Source organism: Tropicimonas isoalkanivorans (assembly GCF_900112335.1).
GTDB lineage: Bacteria > Pseudomonadota > Alphaproteobacteria > Rhodobacterales > Rhodobacteraceae > Tropicimonas > Tropicimonas isoalkanivorans.
Window position 1 is genome coordinate 600323 of sequence record NZ_FOLG01000001.1, and the last position, 19507, is coordinate 619829.

23 protein-coding genes are annotated in these 19507 nt (G+C 66.5%); 5 read left to right on the plus strand and 18 right to left on the minus strand.

Translation table 11 applies throughout. The annotated features are described in order from the left end of the window. Nucleotides 1–180: 180 nt before the first annotated feature. The 14 genes from BM075_RS02745 to BM075_RS02805 all read right to left on the minus strand — a co-directional run bounded on the left by BM075_RS02745 (nucleotide 181) and on the right by BM075_RS02805 (nucleotide 10779). The gene (locus tag BM075_RS02745; RefSeq protein ID WP_177208226.1) at nucleotides 181–1134 is read right to left on the minus strand and encodes a lytic transglycosylase domain-containing protein; all 954 of its coding nucleotides are present in this window, start codon (nucleotides 1132–1134) and stop codon (nucleotides 181–183) included. A gap of 232 nt (nucleotides 1135–1366) precedes the next feature. After that, nucleotides 1367–2143 (minus strand): enoyl-CoA hydratase-related protein, encoded by a 777-nt coding sequence (locus BM075_RS02750; RefSeq protein ID WP_093359120.1) that lies wholly within the window; start codon nucleotides 2141–2143, stop codon nucleotides 1367–1369. An 84-nt stretch (nucleotides 2144–2227) separates the two neighbouring features. Then, nucleotides 2228–2683 carry a cytochrome c-type biogenesis protein gene (locus BM075_RS02755; RefSeq protein WP_093359121.1) on the minus strand — a complete coding sequence of 152 codons (456 nt, stop codon included), beginning with the start codon at nucleotides 2681–2683 and terminating at the stop codon, nucleotides 2228–2230. Next, nucleotides 2680–4659 (minus strand): heme lyase CcmF/NrfE family subunit, encoded by a 1980-nt coding sequence (locus BM075_RS02760; RefSeq protein ID WP_093359122.1) that lies wholly within the window; start codon nucleotides 4657–4659, stop codon nucleotides 2680–2682. Before BM075_RS02760 ends, BM075_RS02755 begins: the two co-directional genes overlap by 4 nt. A gap of 193 nt (nucleotides 4660–4852) precedes the next feature. Beyond that, the gene (locus BM075_RS24340) at nucleotides 4853–5002 is read right to left on the minus strand and encodes a hypothetical protein (RefSeq protein WP_177208227.1); all 150 of its coding nucleotides are present in this window, start codon (nucleotides 5000–5002) and stop codon (nucleotides 4853–4855) included. A gap of 8 nt (nucleotides 5003–5010) precedes the next feature. Next, nucleotides 5011–5436, minus strand: coding sequence for a hypothetical protein (locus BM075_RS02765; protein ID WP_093359123.1), 426 nt, complete (start codon nucleotides 5434–5436; stop codon nucleotides 5011–5013). Between the two features lie 21 nt (nucleotides 5437–5457). Beyond that, a complete protein-coding gene (locus tag BM075_RS02770) occupies nucleotides 5458–5649 on the minus strand; it encodes a hypothetical protein (RefSeq protein ID WP_245758724.1) in 192 nt (63 codons plus the stop codon). Next, on the minus strand, nucleotides 5633–6232 hold the full coding sequence (locus tag BM075_RS02775; RefSeq protein ID WP_093359124.1) for a holin family protein: 600 nt from the start codon (nucleotides 6230–6232) through the stop codon (nucleotides 5633–5635). The genes BM075_RS02770 and BM075_RS02775 overlap by 17 nt, the downstream gene beginning before the upstream one ends. Beyond that, on the minus strand, nucleotides 6223–6834 hold the full coding sequence (locus BM075_RS02780) for a holin-associated N-acetylmuramidase (RefSeq protein ID WP_093359125.1): 612 nt from the start codon (nucleotides 6832–6834) through the stop codon (nucleotides 6223–6225). The genes BM075_RS02775 and BM075_RS02780 overlap by 10 nt, the downstream gene beginning before the upstream one ends. 99 nt (nucleotides 6835–6933) lie before the next feature. Then, on the minus strand, nucleotides 6934–7443 hold the full coding sequence (locus BM075_RS02785; protein WP_093359126.1) for a histidine phosphatase family protein: 510 nt from the start codon (nucleotides 7441–7443) through the stop codon (nucleotides 6934–6936). 43 nt (nucleotides 7444–7486) lie between these two features. Then, a complete protein-coding gene (gene ccmE / locus BM075_RS02790; protein ID WP_093359405.1) occupies nucleotides 7487–7939 on the minus strand; it encodes a cytochrome c maturation protein CcmE in 453 nt (150 codons plus the stop codon). Nucleotides 7940–7979: 40 nt separating this feature from the next. Next, entirely contained in the window at nucleotides 7980–9008 is a 1029-nt protein-coding gene (gene argC, locus BM075_RS02795; RefSeq protein WP_093359127.1) for an N-acetyl-gamma-glutamyl-phosphate reductase, read from the minus strand. A gap of 53 nt (nucleotides 9009–9061) precedes the next feature. Then, nucleotides 9062–9874 carry a glutamate racemase gene (locus BM075_RS02800; protein WP_093359128.1) on the minus strand — a complete coding sequence of 271 codons (813 nt, stop codon included), beginning with the start codon at nucleotides 9872–9874 and terminating at the stop codon, nucleotides 9062–9064. Next, the gene (locus BM075_RS02805) at nucleotides 9874–10779 is read right to left on the minus strand and encodes a lysophospholipid acyltransferase family protein (protein ID WP_093359129.1); all 906 of its coding nucleotides are present in this window, start codon (nucleotides 10777–10779) and stop codon (nucleotides 9874–9876) included. Before BM075_RS02805 ends, BM075_RS02800 begins: the two co-directional genes overlap by 1 nt. 451 nt (nucleotides 10780–11230) lie before the next feature. Here BM075_RS02805 and BM075_RS02810 point away from each other — a divergent pair, with 451 nt between their 5' ends. Both BM075_RS02810 and BM075_RS02815 read left to right on the plus strand, forming a co-directional pair. After that, nucleotides 11231–12142, plus strand: coding sequence for a LysR family transcriptional regulator (locus BM075_RS02810; RefSeq protein ID WP_093359130.1), 912 nt, complete (start codon nucleotides 11231–11233; stop codon nucleotides 12140–12142). Nucleotides 12143–12449: 307 nt separating this feature from the next. Then, nucleotides 12450–13250 carry a lytic murein transglycosylase gene (locus BM075_RS02815; protein WP_093359131.1) on the plus strand — a complete coding sequence of 267 codons (801 nt, stop codon included), beginning with the start codon at nucleotides 12450–12452 and terminating at the stop codon, nucleotides 13248–13250. Between the two features lie 63 nt (nucleotides 13251–13313). On the opposite strand, the gene BM075_RS02820 is transcribed toward BM075_RS02815, so the two are convergent. After that, entirely contained in the window at nucleotides 13314–13988 is a 675-nt protein-coding gene (locus tag BM075_RS02820) for a type 1 glutamine amidotransferase domain-containing protein (protein ID WP_093359132.1), read from the minus strand. Between the two features lie 26 nt (nucleotides 13989–14014). Further along, nucleotides 14015–15046 carry an NADP-dependent oxidoreductase gene (locus tag BM075_RS02825; protein ID WP_093359133.1) on the minus strand — a complete coding sequence of 344 codons (1032 nt, stop codon included), beginning with the start codon at nucleotides 15044–15046 and terminating at the stop codon, nucleotides 14015–14017. Nucleotides 15047–15367: 321 nt separating this feature from the next. Here BM075_RS02825 and purL point away from each other — a divergent pair, with 321 nt between their 5' ends. From purL to grxD, 3 genes are all read left to right on the plus strand, one after another. Further along, nucleotides 15368–17527: a phosphoribosylformylglycinamidine synthase subunit PurL gene (purL, locus tag BM075_RS02830; protein WP_093359134.1), complete on the plus strand. Its 2160-nt coding sequence runs from the start codon at nucleotides 15368–15370 to the stop codon at nucleotides 17525–17527. A gap of 189 nt (nucleotides 17528–17716) precedes the next feature. Beyond that, the gene (locus BM075_RS02835) at nucleotides 17717–17959 is read left to right on the plus strand and encodes a BolA/IbaG family iron-sulfur metabolism protein (RefSeq protein WP_093359135.1); all 243 of its coding nucleotides are present in this window, start codon (nucleotides 17717–17719) and stop codon (nucleotides 17957–17959) included. Nucleotides 17960–18052: 93 nt separating this feature from the next. Further along, nucleotides 18053–18412: a Grx4 family monothiol glutaredoxin gene (grxD, locus tag BM075_RS02840; RefSeq protein ID WP_093359136.1), complete on the plus strand. Its 360-nt coding sequence runs from the start codon at nucleotides 18053–18055 to the stop codon at nucleotides 18410–18412. Between the two features lie 196 nt (nucleotides 18413–18608). Here grxD and BM075_RS02845 read toward each other — a convergent pair whose 3' ends face one another. Further along, nucleotides 18609–19004 (minus strand): cell division protein ZapA, encoded by a 396-nt coding sequence (locus BM075_RS02845; RefSeq protein WP_093359137.1) that lies wholly within the window; start codon nucleotides 19002–19004, stop codon nucleotides 18609–18611. Further along, a complete protein-coding gene (locus BM075_RS02850) occupies nucleotides 18997–19401 on the minus strand; it encodes a hypothetical protein (RefSeq protein ID WP_093359138.1) in 405 nt (134 codons plus the stop codon). The genes BM075_RS02845 and BM075_RS02850 overlap by 8 nt, the downstream gene beginning before the upstream one ends. Nucleotides 19402–19507 lie beyond the last annotated feature (106 nt).

The window sequence follows — 19507 nt, forward strand, 5'->3', positions numbered from 1 at the left end:
CTGCCTCGGTCTCACGACAGGCGGCACTCGGGTGGGGCTCGCGTTGCCATCCTGCCTGCGTCGCTGAGCGGGGGATGAACATAGACGTTCGGGACTTCACCATGGTGCGCTGCACCTGCGAGCGGCCGGCGTCCCTGACCGTGCGCTTATCTGGGACCGGCGCGCCGGGATTGCAAGGGGTCAGTTCCGAAGCACCACACACGGAACCCCCCGCCCCCTGAGCCGCCCGCACAGCCCCTGCGCCTCGGATCGGCTGTCCGCCCCGATCTGCGCAGTGACCTGCAGACCGGCCTGCGTGGGCAACCGCATCCGGTGATAGACGACGTCGTAGCTCTCAAGCACCGGGCGACGCTGCTTGAGCCGGTCATACCTGTTGGCGGCAATGGCCTGGGTGCGATGGGCGGCAAGGATGACGGCCCAGGGCTTCACGGGCACCGTGGTCCGGAACTCCCGGAAGCGCCGCGTGTCCGCCAGCTCCACGCAAGCCGCCTGGAACGGCTCTCCGTCCTCCAGCGCCAGATCCACCGTCTCCGGCGCCGCGTCGCGCCAGTCGAGCGCGGAATAGCCTGTGATGGCAGGCACGTAGCGGCGGGTTTCCAGGGGCAGAATCCGTCCCCGGCTGACAAAATCCGCCACGCGCTCCTCGCCCGCGTTATAGGCGGCCGCAGCAAGCCCGAGGTTGCCGTAGAGGTCGCGAAGCTCGGCGAGGTAGTACGCCGATGCCCTGAGCGCCTTGGCGGGGTTGAACGGGTCGTCCAGCCGCCGCAATGCGGCCGTCCCCGGCATGAACTGCGCGATGCCCTGCGCGCCGGCGGGGCTGACCGCGGAGGCATCGAACAAGCTTTCCCGCCAGATCAGGCGGGCAAAGAAATCCCGGTCCAGCCCGGCCTCGTCAGCGGCGGCCTCGATCGTGCGGCAGACGTCGGCGGTGTAGGTCTTGGCGGCAATGCAGTGGCGGCCATCCGGTGTGCATCGCAGGTCCCCGCGCCCCAGATCGGGAGGCCGGGGCCTGGGGCGCTGCACCTCGGCCGCCGTTACGGTCTCTTCCCAAGGCTCGGAAAGACCGGCAGACACGGGCAGGGAGAGGCCGATCACGCAAAGGGCGACGCGGCAAAGCCCGAGGAGGGACCTCATTCGCAAACCATCGCTCATTCGCACACACTCTCGGTTTTTCACCACCCCATAGAAAACCACGTTTCGGCCAATCCACAAAGGAGAATGTCAGCTGGGTGGGCTCCCGCCCGCCGCTCCGGCATCGAAGATGCCGTCCCGCCAGTTGGGCCGGGCCGGGCGCGCACTGCGCGCGCGTGCGTTTTTTCGGCCGAAAAATCGTGCCCCAGCCCCGGCGGAGCGACACTGCCGATCGTCAGCGACCTTCAAATTGCGGCGGGCGTTTCTCAACGAAGGCGACGACGCCCTCCTTGAAGTCCCGGCTCAATCCACAATCCCCCTGCAAGCGGGCTTCCAGACCAAGCTGCGTCTCCAGATCGTTGCCGAGCCCCGCGCGCAGCGCCTGCTTGGCCGCGCGATAGGCCGCGGTCGGCCCCTGCGCGAGATGTTGCGCCCGCGCCCACCAATGCGCGGCGAACGCGTCGTCCGGCACGGCCTCCCAGATCATGCCCCAGGCGTCGGCATCCCGGGCCGCGATCGGCTCAGCGAACAGCGCCGCCCCCATTGCCTTCGCAAACCCCATCTGGCGCGGCAGCCAATAGGTGCCGCCCGCATCCGGAATGAGACCGATCCGAACGAACGCCTGCAGAAACACCGCGCTTTCGGCGGCAATCACGACATCGCAGGACAGAGCCAGATTGGCCCCTGCCCCGGCGGCGGCCCCGTTGACCGCGGCAATGGTTGGAACCGGACAGTCCGTGATCGACTGGATCAAGGGCATGTACTCGTCCCGAAGCGTCCGCTCCAGGTCGATATGGCCTAGGTTGGCGCGGTCTCCGAGGTCCTGACCCGAGCAGAAGGCACGCCCCGCCCCTGTCAGCACCACCACCCGCGCCTCGTTGCCCCCGCGCCCCACGGCATGGGTGATCTCTGCGCGCATCTGCGTGTTGAGCGCGTTCATCACCTCCGGGCGGCGGAGCGTCACCAGCGCCACACCCTCGCGCACCTCGTAATCAATGGCGTCGTATTGCACCGAAAATACCTTCTCGCAGCAGATTTCGGACCGGCCCCGGCCCCGCCATGCATCCCAGGGGCGCGAAAGCCTCCAGCCCTGTCGTCACTCTCTCAGGATGTCCTCCAGCCGGGCTTCCTCCTCTCGGGTAAGACCTGCCTCCGTACCATCCTCTGCGCGTCCCCGCCGGCGGACATAGGCCAAGCCCATCCCCCCGGCCAGCAGCAGCATCGCCGGCCCCGCAATCCAGAGGATCAGATTGGCCCCCTGCGCGGTGGGCTTGAGCAGCACATATTCTCCGTAGCGGTTGACGACGTAGTCCACCACCTCTTCGTTCGTGTCGCCCGCAACCAGCCGCTCCCGCACGAGCACCCGCAAATCCCGCGCCAGTTCGGCATTCGACTCGTCGATATTCTCGTTTCGGCAAACCAGGCAGCGCAGCCCCTTGGAAATATCCCGGGCCCGCGCCTCCAGCGCCGGGTTGTCCAGCACCTCGGACGGCGTCACCGCGAAGACGGGCCACGCCGCGAGCAGGGCCAATGCGAGGATCAAGCGCTTCATTCCGCAGGCACCCCGGTTACCCCCGTCGCCCGCTTCCGCGCCCCCGCGGCGACGCGATAGCGACGGTCGGAGAGCGACGCGATCCCTCCCAGGCCCATGATGATGCAGCCCGCCCAAATCCAGTTCGCAAAGGGCTTGATGTAGGTCCGCACGGCATACCCCCCACCCTCCTGCGGGTCGCCGATCACGAGATAGACGTCACGCAGGATGCCATTGTCGATCCCGGCCTCCGTCGTCGGCATCTGAGCCACGGGATAGACGCGTTTCTCCGGGTGCAGCACCGCCACCTCCTTGCCATCGCGCCAGACTGCCATCGTCGCAAGCGTCGCCACGTAGTTCGGCCCCGGCACGCGCAAGACGTCGCGCAATTCGATCTCGTATCCCGCATGGCCGAACCGTTCGCCAATCTGCGCCACCCGGATATCCTCGCTCTCCCAAGCCGTAAGCCCGGAAATGCCGAAGACCGTCACCGCCAGCCCGATATGGGCAATCGTCTTGCCCCAGTCCGCCCCCGGCAGGTTGCGCAGCCGCCGCACACGTCCCGAAAGGCCACCCCGCCCCGTCCGCGACCACAGATCTGTCAGCGCGCCCAGCGTGACCCAGGTCGCCAGCGTGAACCCGACCGGCGCCAGCATCGACCCACCCGTCTGCATCACCCAGACCAGGGCGCCGCCGGCGAGGCTCAGCGCCAACACGCCCCAAAGCGGCTGCATCGTGCGCGTGAGGTTGCCGCGCTTCCAAGGCAGCATCGCGCCAATCGGCAGGATCGCCGTCAGCGCCACGATGAACGGCGTGAACGCGGCATCGAAGAACGGCGCCCCCACGCTCAGCTTTCGCCCAAACGCAAGCTCGGCCAGCAACGGCCAGATCGTCCCCACGAACACGACGAAGGCCGACACGGCAAGCAGCACGTTGTTGGCCACCAGCGCGCTCTCCCGGCTGATCATCGCGAATACGCCCTTGGCCTGCATCGCGCCCGCCCGGGCGGCGAACAGCGTCAGCGCGCCGCCCATGAAAACCGCCAGAATGAACAGGATGAACACGCCCCGCTCGGGATCGTTGGCAAAGGCATGGACGGAGGTGATGACACCGGAGCGCACGAGGAACGTGCCGATCAGCGAGAACCCGAAGGCCATGATCGCCAGTAGGATGGTCCAGCTCTTCAGCGCCTCCCGTTTCTCGACGACGATGGCCGAATGCAGCAGCGCCGCGGCCAGCAGCCACGGCATGAAGGAAGCGTTCTCGACCGGGTCCCAGAACCAGAACCCGCCCCAGCCGAGCTCATAATACGCCCACCAGGAGCCAAGCCCGATCCCGATCGTCAGAAAAATCCACGCCGCAAGCGTCCACGGCCGCACCCACCGCCCCCAGGCCGCATCCACGCGCCCCTCGATCAGCGCCGCGACGGCAAAGGAAAACGCCATCGAAAGCCCCACATACCCCAGGTAGAGGAACGGCGGATGGAAGGCGAGACCGGGGTCCTGCAGCAGCGGGTTCAGGTCCTCCCCATTCATCGGCGGCGTCGCAAGCCGCGTGAACGGATTGGAGGTGGCAAGGATGAAGGCGTAGAACGCAACCGAAATGGACGCCTGCACCGCCAGCACCCGTGCCTTGAGCGAGGGCTTCAGGTTCGCACCGAACCACGCCGCGCAGGCCCCGAACAGCGCCAGGATCAGCACCCAGAGCAGCATCGAGCCCTCGTGGTTCCCCCAGACGCCCGACACCTTGTAAAGCATGGGCTTCGCCGTGTGCGAGTTCAGCACCACCAGGCGCAGCGAGAAATCCGACGTCACGAAGGCATAGGTCAGCGCCGCAAAGGACGCCGCCACCAGCACGAACTGCGCCGTCGCGGCCGGAACCGCAACGGCCATCCAACCCGGCCAGCGCCGGGCGGCGCCCACCATCGGGACGATCATCTGGATACAGGCGACAAGCGCCGCGAGGACGAGGGCGAAATGGCCGAGTTCGACTATCATGCCGGCGAAGGTATCCGAGCCGCAATGCTCCGGCAACGGCCCTGCGGCACCATGCCCTCACATTCCGGGGAGCATCCGCCCCGCGCCGTCCAAAGCGCCCCGGCCCGGCTTCTTGTTGGCGAAAATACCCGCGCCGAAGGCGGGATCTTCGCAGAAGATCCATGCACCGCCCACAACACGCGCCCACGCGCGCCTACCGCTCCAGCATTTCCTTCAACGCCATGTCCAACCGGTCCGCCGCTTCCCTGTTGCGCTCCAGGGTGTGCACGAACCGGCGCCCCATCACCGCCCGCCGGGCGGCGCGGCGCAGCGCCGACACGGCCGGTTGCCATAAGCGGCCCATCGCCCGCCTCACACCGCGAGCGCGAGCAGCAGCAGCGAGACCGCCATCGCCCCGGCCACCGGCAGCAGGAAGGCGCCGCGGCGAAACCCGAAGGACGTCTCGATCACCTCGAAATGCAGCACCGCGCCGGTCAGCATCGCCCCCACCAGCACCAGCAGCGCCTCGCTGCGCAGCATCCAGATCGGCCCGCCCAAGCGCGAGTAGAGCCACCACCAGCCCATGACCATCGCGGCACCCATCCACGAAAACGCCATGCCGAGCGACAGCGTCGACATGCGCATCGCCCAAAGCCACAGGAATGTGGCCGCGATCATCAGTGCCATGATGGCCAGCGCGCCATAGGCAATTTCCGCCGTTCCGGCAAAGCCTTGCGTCAGGTACGACGCATGCATTCCGCCCAGCACGGCGGCATAAATCACGAGGGCCTGTTTCACGTCTCTTGTCCTTTGCGGCACTCACACGCGGTCGCGTGGCAGCCGCTCGCGGATCAACGTGGTGATCTCCACGATGATCTCGGTGTTTCGGTTCAGGATGGTTCGGGTCGCATCGTCCTTCTGGTGGTCCCGGAACAGCAGGTAGAACACCAGCAGCACCCAGGGTCCGTGTTCGGTGACGAGGCTGATCCAGAACTCATCGGCGATGGGCATCTTTCCACTCCGCCAGGGCGGCATTCGGCTCGGGGCTGTCGATGTCGATCACCTCGGCCGCCTCCACCTGTGCCCCAAGGGGCGCGTCGGGCCGCGCCCGCGGCAAGCCCGACCCGGCTTCCAGCGCATTCAGGGCCGCGATGCCTTCGGTCACCTCCGCCGTCCGGGCCAGCGTCTCGGCGATGGAGCGCTGGAACTCCTGCCCCTTCGCCTGGTGGCGCGCGCCGAAGTAGAAGCCGACGATCGCCCCCAACAGCCACCACAGCGGCTCGGGCACGAGCGCGATGCCCTGCATCCGCGCCGCAAACCAGATCGGATCCACCATCGCCGCCACGAACAGCGCCAGCGTCCCCAGCGCCATGGCCGGCCGCGGTATCCGGTTCAGCCCGTCGATCACCTGATCGAACCGGGACCGCCCTGCGCCGGAGAACTCGGCAGCATACTGCACCAGCGCCGCCTCCGCCCGCACCGCATCGCGCCCCGCGCCTGCCTCGGCGCTCTCCCGAAACATCCCGACCACATCCGTAATCACGTTGCGATTGTTGCCCAAAAGGGCGCCCAACGTCCCCGAGATCATCCCCATGCCGCCACCCGTGCCCTGTGTTCCGCGTCCGATAGCCGGAACCGCGGCGAGATGAATTCCTCGGCGCGGGTGATCCACCCGCCCTTGCCGCCGTCCCGGCGCCGGGCGTATTTCCGGCTGCTGGGCCGGACGTCCGCAAGCGCGTAGTAATAGTTGCGCCGCGCGATGCCGTAGGCATCGACCAGATGATCCGGCGCGTTGCGCGCCGCGCGCGCCGCCGCGCCGATGGTCTGCGGCCCGATCACCCCGTCCACGCTCACCTGTTCTCCGAACCGCACCAACAGACGCTGGAGGAGCTTCACCGCATTGGCGCCGGCATTCACGTACATATCGAAAACAGGGGCCCGAAGCGGTTCCGGCAGATCCGAGATCCGCGGCCGATAGTAGTAGTGCTTCAGGAAGATCCGCGCGGCCCCCGCCCGGTCCAACCGTTTCAGATCGTTCAGCGTCACCGCCCCGTCGCGATCCGTGTCGATGCCCAGCCGCCGCAGCGTAGCAAGGGTGACACCGTATTTCGTCGGCCCGCCGGGATCGTCGGGGTCGTTCACATAGCCGCCCTCGCGGGCAACGATTTCGGCAGCGATTGCCTCGATGTCTTTCATGAAGCCTGGCCTCCGGCGCAATTGAATGCCCCCGACCCTCGGCCAAATCGTTTAAGAAAGGTGAAGCGCGCCGCGCGCAGCCGCGCCCCCGTCAACCCGTCAGGGGCGCGTGGGCTGCATCGGCATGTGCAGGTGGGTCAGCACTGGGGCCCCGTCACTCGCGGGCACCACGACGAACATGGTGTCGAACACCTCCTGCCCGATCTCCGGCGCCTCCCGAACCCCCAAACCGCTCAGGATCGACGGGATCGTTTCCGCGTGACCGACGACCAGCACCCGATCTTCCGCATAATCGAAGCCGAGCAGATCCAGCACGCCCGTCACGTCCGAAACCGCAACCTCGGTCCGCTCGACGTCCAAGGCCTGCGCCACGATATCGCCGGTCTCCCTGGTCCGCCGCGCCTCGGTGGTGATCACGGCGTCGATGCCGGCGCTCGCCAGCATCCCGGCCCAGGCCGCCGCGCGGGCCTGTCCCGCCCCGGTCAGCCCCGGGTCCTCGCCAGTTGCCTGCTTCTCCCCATGCCGGATGAGGAACACCGCCTCCTGCGCGCCCATCGGCGGTGCGGCGAGCGTGGCGCAAAGGCCCAATGCCAGGATCCCCGTCTTCACCGCGCCTCCTCCCCTCGGCTGTCGCCAGCCGCACCCCGCCGGGTCAGGACCCGGGCTCGTTCGGGTCCTTGTAGACGCCCTGATCCTTCAGCGCGTCCACCACTTCCTTGGGCATGTAGCTCTCGTCGTGCCGGGCCAGGATCTCCTTGGCGACGAACACACCGTCCACCAGTTGCCCGGTGCCGATCATCCCCTGCCCCTCACCGAACAGGTCCGGCAGCACGCCCGTGTAGGAGACCGGCACCGACGCGCCACCGTCCGTCACGCTGAAGGTGATGGTCTCGCCCTGCCCGCGCACGAGGCTGCCTTCCTCCACCAGCCCGCCGATGCGGAACGTCTCGCGCGCCGCCGGCGGCTCCGCCACCACGTCGGACGGAGGCCGGAAATAGTTGATCCCGTCGCGCATCGCGTACCCGATCAGCGCGGTACTGCCCGCAAGCGCGACGAACGCCACCACGATCACCTGGATCCGCCGCTTCTTCTTCAGACCCTTCATTCCCGCCATCGTATCCCTCCCTCGCGGTCGGCCCCGCCGCTTATGGATAAACCGGGGCGAGCATCAGCCCCTCCGTCTCCGGCAGCCCCAGCATCAGGTTGGCGTTCTGAACCGCCTGCCCCGACGAGCCCTTGCACAGATTGTCGAGCACCGCATAAACGGTCGCCCGGCCGGACCCGCGCTCCTTGACCACCCCAATATGCACGAAATTCGTCGCCCGCACATGCTTTGCCGCAGGCACCTCACCCATCGGCAGAACCACGATGAAGGGCTCTTCGGCATAGGCCGCGGCCAGCGCCGCATGCACCGCCTCCGCATCGCCCTTCACGTAACTCGCCGCGAGGATGCCGCGATTGGCCGGAACCAGCGTCGGCGTGAACTGAACCTCCACGCGGCGTCCGGCCGCCTTGGAGAACTCCTGATCGAACTCGCCCAGATGCCGGTGCTTGCCGCCGACGCTGTAGGGGTGCCAGTTCTCCGACAGCTCGGCGTGCAGAAGGTTCTCCTTCGGCGACCGCCCCGCCCCGCTTACGCCCACCTTCATGTCGATGATGATGTCGTCGAGGTCGATCACCCCGCCCTTCATCAGCGGCAGCAGCGAGAACAAGCCCGTCGCCGCGTTGCACCCCGTCCCGGCCACCAGCCGCGCCCCCGCAATCTCGTCGCGGTAGAACTCGGTCAGGCCATAGACGGCCTCCTTCTGCAACTCCGGCGCGGAGTGCGGCTTGCCGTACCATTTCTCGTAATCCGACAGGTCGCGCAGGCGGAAATCGGCGGACAGGTCCACCACCTTCACCCCCTCGGGCAGCTCCGCGATCACCGCCTGGCTCGTCGCATGAGGAAGCGCGCAGAAACACAGGTCGATGCCGGAGAAATCCAGCTCCTCGATCCGCACCAACGGCGGCAGATCCATGTGCCGCAGGTGCGGGTACACCTCCGCCATCGCCATCCCCGCCTTTCTGTCGGCCGACAGGGCGCCCACCTCCAGCCCGGGATGGGTGGCGATCAGTCGGACGAGTTCGGCGCCGGTATAGCCGGAAGCCCCCAGAATGGCGACGGAATGGGTCATGTCGAGCCCTTCATATTACGAAAACGATATATGTGAAAGATCGGCCGCCGGCCTCACGCGGCGACGAAGTCGATCTTTCTTCGCAGGAACTGCGTGGCGCGGTTCGACACCTTGCGCGGGTCGCCCGTCGTCAGGAACATCGCGTCGGTGCCCGGCCCCGCCATCTTGGGGTGACGCCCCAGATAGTCGGCAAGGCTTTCCGCCACCAGGTTCGCTTGCGAGTACACCTCGACCTGCGGTCCCAGCGCGTCGCGGAACACGTCTTCCATCAACGGATAGTGGGTGCAGCCCAGCACCGCCGCTTCCGGATGCGGCATCTTGCGCTTCAGGGCATCCACGTGGCTGCGCACCAGCGCCTCCGCAAGGATCATGTCCCCCTCCTCGATCGCGTCCACCACGCCACCGCAGGCCTGCGCCTCCACGTCCACGCCGATGGCGCGGAAGGCCAGTTCGCGCTGGAATGCGCGGCTGGAGACGGTGGCCGGGGTGGCGAACAGCGCCACATGCTTGACCGCGACTTCCCGGGGCGGAGAATTGTCGCCCCACTGCCGCTCTGTCAGCGCCTCGATCAGCGGCACAAAAACGCCCAGCACCCGCTTGTCGGACGGCACCCAGCGTTCCTGCATCCGGCGCAGCGCCGCTGCGGAGGCGGTATTGCAGGCCAGCACGACCAGATCGCAGCCCTCCTTCCACATCCGTTCCACGCCGGCCGTGGTCAGCTCGTAAACGTCGTCCGCATCGCGCACGCCATAAGGTGTATGCGCATTGTCGCCATAGTAGACGAACGGCACATCCGGCAGGCGTTTGCTCACCGCGTCAAGCACGGTCAGCCCGCCCAGCCCACTGTCGAAAATTCCAACTGCCATCAGTAGATCCGTGGCCTCCTCTCGCCCTTGTCGTCCCGGTGACGATCCTCGAACTCGAATCCGTACGCGAGCGACTTCAGCGGCTTTGGCGAAAGGGCATAGGTCCGGGCGCGCAGAAAGTCCATCATCGCTTTTGCATCGTTGGCCTGCGCGTCCAGTTCCTCGCGCGGGATCGGCTTGCCGATCACCACCCGCACCGGCTCGTCGATCCGCTGGCGGAACTCGTTGATCAGCAGCGCCATCCGCAGCGTGGAATGCAGGTGGCTCGCGAACTGGAACAGCCGGCTGTTATGCCCCACGAAGTAGATCGGCACCACCGCCGCCTGCGACTTGGAGATCATGCGCGCCGTGAACACCCGCCAGCCCGGGTCCATCGGCCGCGTGAACGGGCGCGCCGAGGTCGAGACGGTGCCGCCCGGAAACACGCCGATCGCCCCGCCACCGGACAGATACGCCAACGCCGTCTTCCGGGTCTCCAGATTCTCGCGCATCGCCTCCTTCGTCTCGTCGAAGGAGATCGGCAGGATCACCTTTTCCAGGTCCTCTGCCTTGCGGAACACGCTGTTGGCGAGAATGCGAAAATCGCCCCGCACGATGGACAGGATATGCCCCATCATCAGCCCGTCGAGGATGCCGTACGGATGGTTGGCAATGCAGATCAGCGGCCCTTCGGCCGGAATGTTGTCGAGGCTGCCCCCCACCACGTCGAGGCTCAGCCCGTACCGGGCGACCATCACACCCCAGAAGTCCTTGCCCTGGGCCACCTCGGTCTCGTACCCCGCCGCACGGCGCATGAGCGAAATCCGCCCCGTGGCGTTCTCCAGCACCCGCACGAGGGCCCGACCGCCCCGCGAACGAACACTCGTCGCATAGCTGATGTCGCGCGCGATATGGCGGTCTGCCATAGCGTCTCTCTCCGTTTCCCGCGGGAAACTGTCCCGCCCCTGCCTGCGGGAAAACTATATACGCGGCGTTGCGGAAATGTGCAGGGGGAGTGGCGGGTATCCCCTGTCCCTGCGTCACTTTTCACCATGCTGCGGCGAAGCGTCCTGCGGTGGACGAAACAGCGCACCCCGGCGGGGATTTCCCGCGCTCGCGCTCTCTCGCCATGCGTGCACAGGGGGTCCGTTGCGAGGCCAGCGCACCCGTTTTCGACCAATCTTTCTTGCTTCGCGCCCGAGTCTTGCTCAACCGGCCCGTTACCGCCGGATCTCGTTGCCGGCCTGCGGCGCTTTGTGGATTTTTCTTGCAAGGGGGATATGATCCATCTGCAAGCCATGCCAAGAGGCGGTGCGACCGCCGTCGGCGCGGACGCGCCCGACACTGGAAACGAGCGAGCAGGACGGACGAACCGAGATGGACTGGGACAAGCTGCGAATTTTTCATGCTGTGGCCTCGGCCGGCAGCCTGACCCACGCCGGAGATTCCCTGCACCTCAGCCAGTCGGCGGTGTCGCGCCAGATTCGCGCGCTCGAGGAGAGTCTGAACACCACCCTCTTCCACCGCCATGCCCGCGGCCTGATCCTGACCGAGCAGGGCGAGCTGCTGTTCGAAGCCACCCGCTCCATGAGCAAACGGCTCGAGGCCGCCTCCGCCCGCATCCGCGACAGCGAGGAGGAGGTCTTCGGCGAACTGCGCGTGACCACCGCCCACGGCTTCGGCTCTCTCTGGCTCGCGCCGCGGCTGGCCAAGCTCTACTCGAAATACCCCGACCTCAACATCGACCTGATGCTGGAGGAGCGCGTGCTCGACCTGCCGATGCGCGAGGCCGACGTCGCCATCCGCATGAAAGAGCCCTCCCAGGCCGACCTCATCCGCAAGCGCCTGATGACCGTGCGCATGCGCCTCTACGCCTCGCACCAGTACCTCGAACAGTTCGGCACGCCGCACTCTCCCGACGACATGCGCGAGCACCGGCTGATCTGCCAGGGCACGTCCTCCACCCAGGTCTCCGCCGGCGCCTCGATGGTGCAGTGGCTGCTCGGGCACGACATCACCTCGCGGCTGAACGTGAACAACTACTTCGGCGTCCTGCAGTGCGTGAAGAATCACCTCGGCGTCGGCGTGCTACCGGACTATATCGTCGCCTCCGAGCCCGATCTGGTGCGCGTGCTGCCGGACGTGGAAAGCGCGGAGGTTCCGGTCTTCCTCGCCTATCCGGAGGAGCTCCGGCAGTCCAAACGGATCGCCGCCTTCCGCGACTTCGTTGTCGAGGAGATTCAGGAACATCGCCGGAATCTCGAGGCCCAGACCTCCCCCGACGACTGACCCCCAGCCTCCCCTTTCGTTGCACCTGCACAACACGCATGGCGGCCATTTGCGGAGCGGGGCAGATTAATCTTGAACCACGCCGTTCAGTTTCCTAATTCTGACCCTATCGACGGACGCTTTGGCGTTCGTCTTTACCTCCCTGTTGGACTTGGGCCGAGACTTGTTCTCGGCCATTTTTTTTGGCCCAACGCCAAACACCTCCGAGCAGCGACGCGGCGATCGCCGCCGCCCGAAGCAACGTCGGGGTTGGAGCCGCCGAACGCCATGCTATAGGCTGGGACGAAGTCAACGGAGGAACTGCCCGATGTCATTTCGACTTGCCGCTCTCGCATTCGCCGCGGCATTCTCGCTTGCCGCCCCCGCCCTCGCGGCCAGTTGCGGCAATTCCGCGTCCGGCTTCGCGGCATGGAAACAGCAGTTCGCCCAAGAAGCGGCGCAGGCCGGCGTCGGCCAGCGCGGGCTCTCGGCCCTCGCCAATACCCAGTACGCCCAAGCCACCATCGCCGCCGACCGTGGCCAGAAAAGCTTCAAGCTCAGCTACGACCAGTTCTGCCAGAAGCGCGGCTGCGACGTGATCGTTTCGCAGGGACGCAAGCGCAAGGCGCAGAACCCGGCCTTCTACCAGTCCCTCGAGAGCCGCTACGGCGTGCCCGCTGGCCTCATCATCGCCATCCACGGCATGGAAACCGGCTTCGGCAACTTCATGGGCAACTCCAACGTGCTCAACGCCACCGCCACCCTGGCCTATGACTGCCGCCGGCCGCAGTTCTTCCAACCCCACCTAGTGAGCGCGCTGGTGATGATCGACCGGGGCATGATCTCTCCCGGTGCCGTCGGCGCAAAACACGGCGAACTCGGCCACACCCAGTTCCTTCCAGGCAACGCCCTGCGCTTCGGGCAGGACGGCAACGGCGATGGCCGGATCGACTTCAACAACATGTCCGATGCCCTTGCATCTACGGCGAATTATCTTCGCATGAAGGGCTGGGCACCGGGTCAGCCCTACCAGCCGGGCACCCGCAACTACAACGTTCTGAAGGAATGGAATGCGGCCTCCGTCTACCAGCAGGCCCTCGCGTCCATGGGCGCCCGCATCGACGGCTGACCGCTTCGCCCGGCGTCCGGGGCACCGCTATTACCCCCCCCGGACGCCGCGCCTTGACCCACCTCAGAGCAGGGACAGCACCTTGCGGGCGGCCTCTTCGGAAGACGCCGGGTTCTGGCCGGTCACAAGCTTGCCGTCCGTCACCACAAACTCAGACCAGTCGTCGCCCTTCTTGTAGTTCCCGCCGTTGGCGATCAGCATCTCTTCTACCAGGAACGGCACCACATCCGTCAGGCCGACACCCTCTTCCTCGGAATTGGTGAAGCCGGTCACCGTCTTGCCCGAGACCAGCGGATTTCCGTCCGCGTCGCGGGTATGCCGGAACACTGCCGGGGCATGGCAGACGGCGCCGATCGGCCGGCCGCTGGCGTCAAACGCCTCGATCAACGCCCGGCTATCGGAATCCTCTGCCAGATCCCACAGCGGCCCGTGACCACCGGGGTAAAAGATCGCGTCGAACCCCTCGGCGGAGACATCGGCGAGAACCGCGGTATTGGCGAGCTGCGTCTGCGCTGCCTCATCGCTTTTGAACCGCTTCGTCGCTTCGGTCTGCGCATCCTCGGAATCGCTCATCGGGTCCAGCGGCGGCTGGCCGCCCTTGGGAGACGCCAGCGTGACCTCCGCGCCTGCGTCCTTGAACACGTAATAGGGTGCCGCGAACTCCTCCAGCCAGAAGCCCGTCTTCTTGCCCGTGTCTCCCAGTTCGTCGTGGGAGGTCAGTACCATCAGGATCTTCATCGAAATTTCCTTTCGTTCTTGTCGTTTCAATCGCTCAGCCGTACGACCCGTTTGCCGAAGGCCTCGCCTCGCAGCAGCCCTACGAACGCCGATGGCGCTTGTTCCAGCCCCGAGATGACGTCTTCGCGATATCGGACCCGTCCGTCCTTCACCCAGGCCGACATCTCGCGAGCGAACTCGGGGTACAGGTGGCCGAAGTCGTCGAACACGATGAAGCCGCGGAACGTCATCCGCTTGCGCAGAATCGCACCCAGCAGCAGGTTCAACCGGTCCGGTCCTTCCGGAAGGGAGGTTGCGTTGTATTGCGAGATCAGGCCGCACACCGGCACCCGGGCGCGTGTATTCAGCAGCGGCAGAACCGCGTCGAAGACCGCGCCGCCGACGTTCTCGAAGTATATGTCGATGCCATCCGGCACCGCGTCCTTCAGCGCTTCGGGGAATCCGGCCGCCTTGTAGTCGATGCACGCGTCGAAACCGAGCGTGTCGACCACGTGCGCACATTTCTCCGGCCCGCCGGCGATTCCCACGACGCGGCAGCCGAGGATCTTACCGATCTGCCCCACGGTCGCCCCGACCGGCCCGCTGGCGGCGGCCACCACCAGCGTCTCGCCCGCCTTCGGCGCGCCGATCTGCGTCAAGCCCGCCCAGGCCGTCAGCCCCGGCATCCCCAGAACGCCCAGCGCCCAGGAGGGGTTCTCAGGGTTCTTCCCGAGGTTGATCACGCCTTTGCCGTCCGACAGCGCATAGTCCTGCCAGCCGCCGAACGCGACGACCCAGTCGCCCGCCTCGAACCCCTTGACGTCGGAGCGGACGACTTCCGCCACCGTGCCGCCGACCATGACCTCCCCCAGTTCCACCGGTGGGGCATAGGACGGCGCGTCGCTCATCCGGCCCCGCATGTACGGATCGAGCGACAGGTATTCATTGCGAAGCAGCATCTGGCCCGCGCCGGGGGTCGGCACGTCGCCGGTTTCCAGCCGCAGCGTATTGTCGTCCGGCTCGCCCTTCGGGCGTTCCGCCAGCACGAACCGCCGGTTGCGCGTCTCGGATTGTGGCATCGAATTCTCCTGTTCCGCCTTGGCACGCAGCCGCCTCCGGCTGCTTGCGATGGGTGCCATGTAAGAGCGGCAACGCCGGAAACAACGCCGCATTGCTCCACGGCGCCCGCCCGAGATCGGACCCAGCCTGAGAGACGCTGCACACGGCAAAGGTTAACGGCTGATGAACACGCCTCCGTAACCCCTTGGAATGTCGTACCGCACCTCCCGTCCCACCCGTGGGACGGCGACCCCGCCCGAACCGGCCCTCCGCTGGGAGTCGCCTCCCCTTCCCCTTTCCGCCCGCGCGGACTAAAAACGCCCCGAAGCAAAGGGACAGCCATGCAAGAGCCAGCCATCACGCCGGAAATCATCGCCGCCCACGGCCTGAAGCCCGAGGAATACGCCGAAATCCTGCGGATCCTGAACCGGGACCCAAACTTCACCGAACTCGGCATCTTCTCGGCCATGTGGAACGAGCACTGCTCCTACAAGTCCTCGAAGAAATGGCTGCGCACCCTGCCCACCACCGGCCCGCAGGTCATCTGCGGCCCCGGCGAGAACGCCGGCGTGGTCGACATCGGCGACGGCCAGGCCGTGGTCTTCAAGATGGAGAGCCACAACCACCCCTCCTACATCGAACCCTACCAGGGCGCGGCAACCGGCGTGGGCGGCATCCTCCGCGACGTCTTCACCATGGGCGCCCGTCCCATCGCCGCCATGAACGCGCTCTCCTTCGGCATGCCGGACCACCCCAAAACACGCAGCGTCGTCTCCGGCGTCGTCGCCGGCATCGGCGGCTACGGCAACTGCTTCGGTGTGCCCACCATCGGCGGCGAAGTCCGCTTCCACCCCGCCTACAATGGCAACTGCCTCGTCAACGCCTTCGCCGCCGGCCTCGCTGACAGCGACAAGATCTTCTACTCCGCCGCCTCCGGCGTGGGCATGCCCGTGGTCTACCTCGGCGCCAAGACCGGCCGCGACGGCGTCGGCGGCGCAACCATGGCCTCCGCCGAGTTCGACGAGACCATCGAAGAGAAGCGCCCGACCGTTCAGGTCGGCGACCCCTTCACCGAGAAGCGCCTGATGGAGGCCTGTCTGGAACTGATGCAGACTGGCGCCGTGATCTCGATCCAGGACATGGGGGCGGCGGGTTTGACCTGCTCCGCCGTGGAAATGGGCGACAAGGGCAACCTCGGCATCCGCCTCGACCTCGACCGCGTCCCGCAACGCGAAGAGAACATGACCCCCTACGAGATGATGCTGTCAGAAAGCCAGGAGCGCATGCTCATGGTTCTGCGCCCGGAAAAAGAGGCCGAAGCCCGCGCCGTCTTCGACAAGTGGGACCTCGACTTCGCCATCGTCGGCGAGACGATCCCCGAGGACCGCTTCCTGATCGAGCACAACGGGGCGGTCGTGGCCGACCTGCCGCTCGCCACCCTCGCCGGATCCGCGCCGGAATACGACCGCCCGTGGGAACCCACGGCGCCCGCCGCCGAAATGGACCCGGTACCCGAGATCGACCCCATCGACGGCCTCAAGGCGCTCATCGGTTCGCCCAACTACGCCCACAAGGCGTGGGTTTTCGAACAATACGACCACATGGTCATGGCAGATACGGTCCGCGTGCCCGGTCAGGGCGCCGGTATCGTGCGCGTGCACGGCACCAACAAGGCGCTGGCCTTCACCTCAGACGTGACCCCACGCTACGTCCGCGCCAATCCGGTCGAGGGCGGGCGGCAGGCGGTTGCAGAGGCCTTCCGCAACCTGAGGGCCGTGGGGGCAAGGCCGCTCGCCACCACGGACAACCTCAACTTCGGCAATCCCGAGAAGCCGGAGATCATGGGGCAATTCGTCGGCGCCATCCAGGGGATCGGGGAAGCCTGCGCGGCGCTCGACATGCCGATCGTCTCCGGCAACGTCTCGCTCTACAACGAAACGGACGGCGAGCCGATCCTGCCCACCCCGACCATCGGCGCCGTCGGACTGATCGACGACCTCGACCACCTGATCGGCCGGGACGCCCGTGAGGGCCATGTCCTGCTTCTGCTCGGCGAAACTGCCGGCCACCTGGGCCAATCGGCCCTGCTGGCTGAAGTGTTCAACCGTGAAGACGGCGACGCGCCGCATGTCGACCTCGCTGCCGAAAAGGCGCACGGCGAGTTCATCCGCGACAACCGCGACTGGATCGACGCCTGCACCGACCTGTCTGACGGCGGGCTGGCGCTTGCCGCGTTCGAAATGGCCGAGGCTGCGGGCGTTGGTGTGGTGCTCGATGCTGCCGACACGGCCACGTTGTTCGGCGAGGATCAGGCGCGCTACCTCATCGCCTGCTCTTTCGACAAGGCCGAGGCGCTCATGATCGCCGCAGGCCGGGCCGGCGTACCGCTGCAAACGGTCGGTCGGTTCACCGGGGAAACTGTCCGCCTCGGCAGTTCGGAGGCCCCGCTGGCGGAGTTGAGCGCACTGTTCCGCACGGCGTTTGGCACTGCAATCGGCTGAGGCCTGCTCCGGCGGAGAGGTCCGGGCGCGATTTTTTGGCTAAAAATGCGCGTGCGCCTTCGCCACAGCACCTTCGGCTCGGCCGTCTGCCGCCTCAGGATGGAGCCGACCGGCAGGTCGGCCTCCTCTTGCGGACCCGGCGCGCCGGCCCTAACTTTCGGACGACACCAGTAAACAGGATTCCCGCCCATGGCCATTCAGGCCCAGCAGATCGAGACCCTTCTTCGCGACGCATTTCCCGATGCCACGATCATCGTGACCGATCTGGCAGGCGACGGCGCCCATTTCGCAGCCGAGGTGGTTGACGAGAGCTTCCGCGGCAAGAACCGTGTTCAGCAGCAACGAGCCGTCTACGCCGCGCTGAAAGGCATGATGGACGGAAGCGAGGCCGATCTGCACGCACTGGCGCTGACCACTAAGGCGCCGGACTGAACGACACTCCACCGCTATCACCGAGCCGGCAATACCCCTCTGATCGTGCCGCACGCACCGCGCTCCCGGCACTTAGACCAAAAGGATCAATTCATGACCGCCGAAGACCGGATCAAACAGACCGTGACCGCCAACGATGTCGTTCTGTTCATGAAAGGCACCAAGATGGCCCCGCAGTGCGGGTTCTCCCAGCGGGTTGCCGGTGTGCTGAACTACATGGGCGTAGACTACGCCGACGTGAACGTGCTCGCCGACGAGGACATCCGCCAGGGCGTCAAGGACTACTCCGATTGGCCGACCATCCCGCAGCTCTATGTGAAGGGCGAATTCGTCGGGGGATGCGATATTGTCACTGAAATGACGCTGTCGGGCGAACTCGATCAACTGTTCGAGCAAAATGGCGTGACCTACAACAAGGACGCCGCCGACAAGATCCGCGAAGCCAACGCCTGATCGGGCACGGCAAACGGGTCTCCCGCTCCAGCGAAAGCCGACGAGCCCCATGGAGAGGTGCGCCCTTTCCGTGGGATTTTTGCGTCTTGTGTCCTCATCCCATCGAAAATGGCGGCCCACCGCAGGTGCCTGGCCCAACGCTTTGGGACGCATCTGCGATGCGGCGCAAAGGGGCGGGAGCCGCCCCGGCAGAATGTCACCCCGCGGTCTTTTCTTCCGCCAGCGCCGCCAATGCCTCCGCCCGCGCGGCAATTTCGGCGAGGCTGTCCGTCAGGGCGGTGGGAACGACCGGGACCTCCACCCGCTCCGGTTCCGGGGCGGGCCGGCCCTGCAGGTCGTCGATCTGGCGTTGCTGCTGGGCCACCCGTTGCTCTGCCGCCGCCGCACGCTCCTCGTAGGCCGCCGTCCGGTCGGCGAGCATCAGGCCAGCCATGAGCAGCATCCGGGTTTCCGGCATCCGCCCGATCTGGCTCACCAGTCCCCGCGCCTCGCGGTCCAGCATCGCCGCCGCCGACTGAAGGTACTGTTCCTCGCCATCCTGGCAGGCGACGGTGAAATCCCTGCCGCCAATCGAGATCTGCACTTCAGGCATTGGTCTGCTCCTCCACCAGCGGCCCGAGCGCCGCGATGAGCCCGTCGAGTTCTTCGCGGTCCGCCGCCTGCTTGCCGAGCAGAACCTGCAGTTCCGTCTCGAGTTCCGCGATCCGCTCCTGTTGGCGCTCGTTCGTTTCCGTCAGCGCGTCGATGCGCTCGCGAAGCTGATCTCCCGCAGCAGCGTCGGTCTCCAACGCCTGGTTCAGCCTGTCGATCTCCGCCTCGGCGCTTTCGGCGCGAGCCATCGCGGCGCGCGCTTCGGCCTCGGCGGCCCCGCGGGCCTCGTCGATGCCTTCCGCCGAAGCACCGCCCGCAGGCTGGAACCCCTCGACGGCACGTCCGATCCGCGCCATCGCGGCAGAGATCCGCCCCTCGAGGTCGGCAATGTCGTTCATGCTCCACTCCCCCGTTACACGGCTATTGTTGCAGCAGCGGGTCCGGCAGCCGCAGCGAATCGGCCCGCGCAGGATCAAAGCAAATATTAAACAACAATAATCGGGA

What these genes read in the sequence shown, in the direction of transcription:
- BM075_RS02745 (WP_177208226.1), bottom strand. Translation starts at nt 1,134, where the DNA reads ATGAGGTCCCTCCTCGGGCTTTGCCGCGTCGCCCTTTGCGTGATCGGC.
- BM075_RS02755 (WP_093359121.1), bottom strand. Translation starts at nt 2,683, where the DNA reads ATGAAGCGCTTGATCCTCGCATTGGCCCTGCTCGCGGCGTGGCCCGTC.
- BM075_RS02760 (WP_093359122.1), bottom strand. Translation starts at nt 4,659, where the DNA reads ATGATAGTCGAACTCGGCCATTTCGCCCTCGTCCTCGCGGCGCTTGTC.
- BM075_RS24340 (WP_177208227.1), bottom strand. Translation starts at nt 5,002, where the DNA reads ATGGGCCGCTTATGGCAACCGGCCGTGTCGGCGCTGCGCCGCGCCGCC.
- BM075_RS02770 (WP_245758724.1), bottom strand. Translation starts at nt 5,649, where the DNA reads ATGCCCATCGCCGATGAGTTCTGGATCAGCCTCGTCACCGAACACGGA.
- BM075_RS02775 (WP_093359124.1), bottom strand. Translation starts at nt 6,232, where the DNA reads ATGGGGATGATCTCGGGGACGTTGGGCGCCCTTTTGGGCAACAATCGC.
- BM075_RS02780 (WP_093359125.1), bottom strand. Translation starts at nt 6,834, where the DNA reads ATGAAAGACATCGAGGCAATCGCTGCCGAAATCGTTGCCCGCGAGGGC.
- ccmE (WP_093359405.1), bottom strand. Translation starts at nt 7,939, where the DNA reads ATGAAGGGTCTGAAGAAGAAGCGGCGGATCCAGGTGATCGTGGTGGCG.
- argC (WP_093359127.1), bottom strand. Translation starts at nt 9,008, where the DNA reads ATGACCCATTCCGTCGCCATTCTGGGGGCTTCCGGCTATACCGGCGCC.
- BM075_RS02800 (WP_093359128.1), bottom strand. Translation starts at nt 9,874, where the DNA reads ATGGCAGTTGGAATTTTCGACAGTGGGCTGGGCGGGCTGACCGTGCTT.
- BM075_RS02805 (WP_093359129.1), bottom strand. Translation starts at nt 10,779, where the DNA reads ATGGCAGACCGCCATATCGCGCGCGACATCAGCTATGCGACGAGTGTT.
- BM075_RS02810 (WP_093359130.1), top strand. Translation starts at nt 11,231, where the DNA reads ATGGACTGGGACAAGCTGCGAATTTTTCATGCTGTGGCCTCGGCCGGC.
- BM075_RS02815 (WP_093359131.1), top strand. Translation starts at nt 12,450, where the DNA reads ATGTCATTTCGACTTGCCGCTCTCGCATTCGCCGCGGCATTCTCGCTT.
- BM075_RS02820 (WP_093359132.1), bottom strand. Translation starts at nt 13,988, where the DNA reads ATGAAGATCCTGATGGTACTGACCTCCCACGACGAACTGGGAGACACG.
- BM075_RS02825 (WP_093359133.1), bottom strand. Translation starts at nt 15,046, where the DNA reads ATGCCACAATCCGAGACGCGCAACCGGCGGTTCGTGCTGGCGGAACGC.
- purL (WP_093359134.1), top strand. Translation starts at nt 15,368, where the DNA reads ATGCAAGAGCCAGCCATCACGCCGGAAATCATCGCCGCCCACGGCCTG.
- BM075_RS02835 (WP_093359135.1), top strand. Translation starts at nt 17,717, where the DNA reads ATGGCCATTCAGGCCCAGCAGATCGAGACCCTTCTTCGCGACGCATTT.
- grxD (WP_093359136.1), top strand. Translation starts at nt 18,053, where the DNA reads ATGACCGCCGAAGACCGGATCAAACAGACCGTGACCGCCAACGATGTC.
- BM075_RS02845 (WP_093359137.1), bottom strand. Translation starts at nt 19,004, where the DNA reads ATGCCTGAAGTGCAGATCTCGATTGGCGGCAGGGATTTCACCGTCGCC.
- BM075_RS02850 (WP_093359138.1), bottom strand. Translation starts at nt 19,401, where the DNA reads ATGAACGACATTGCCGACCTCGAGGGGCGGATCTCTGCCGCGATGGCG.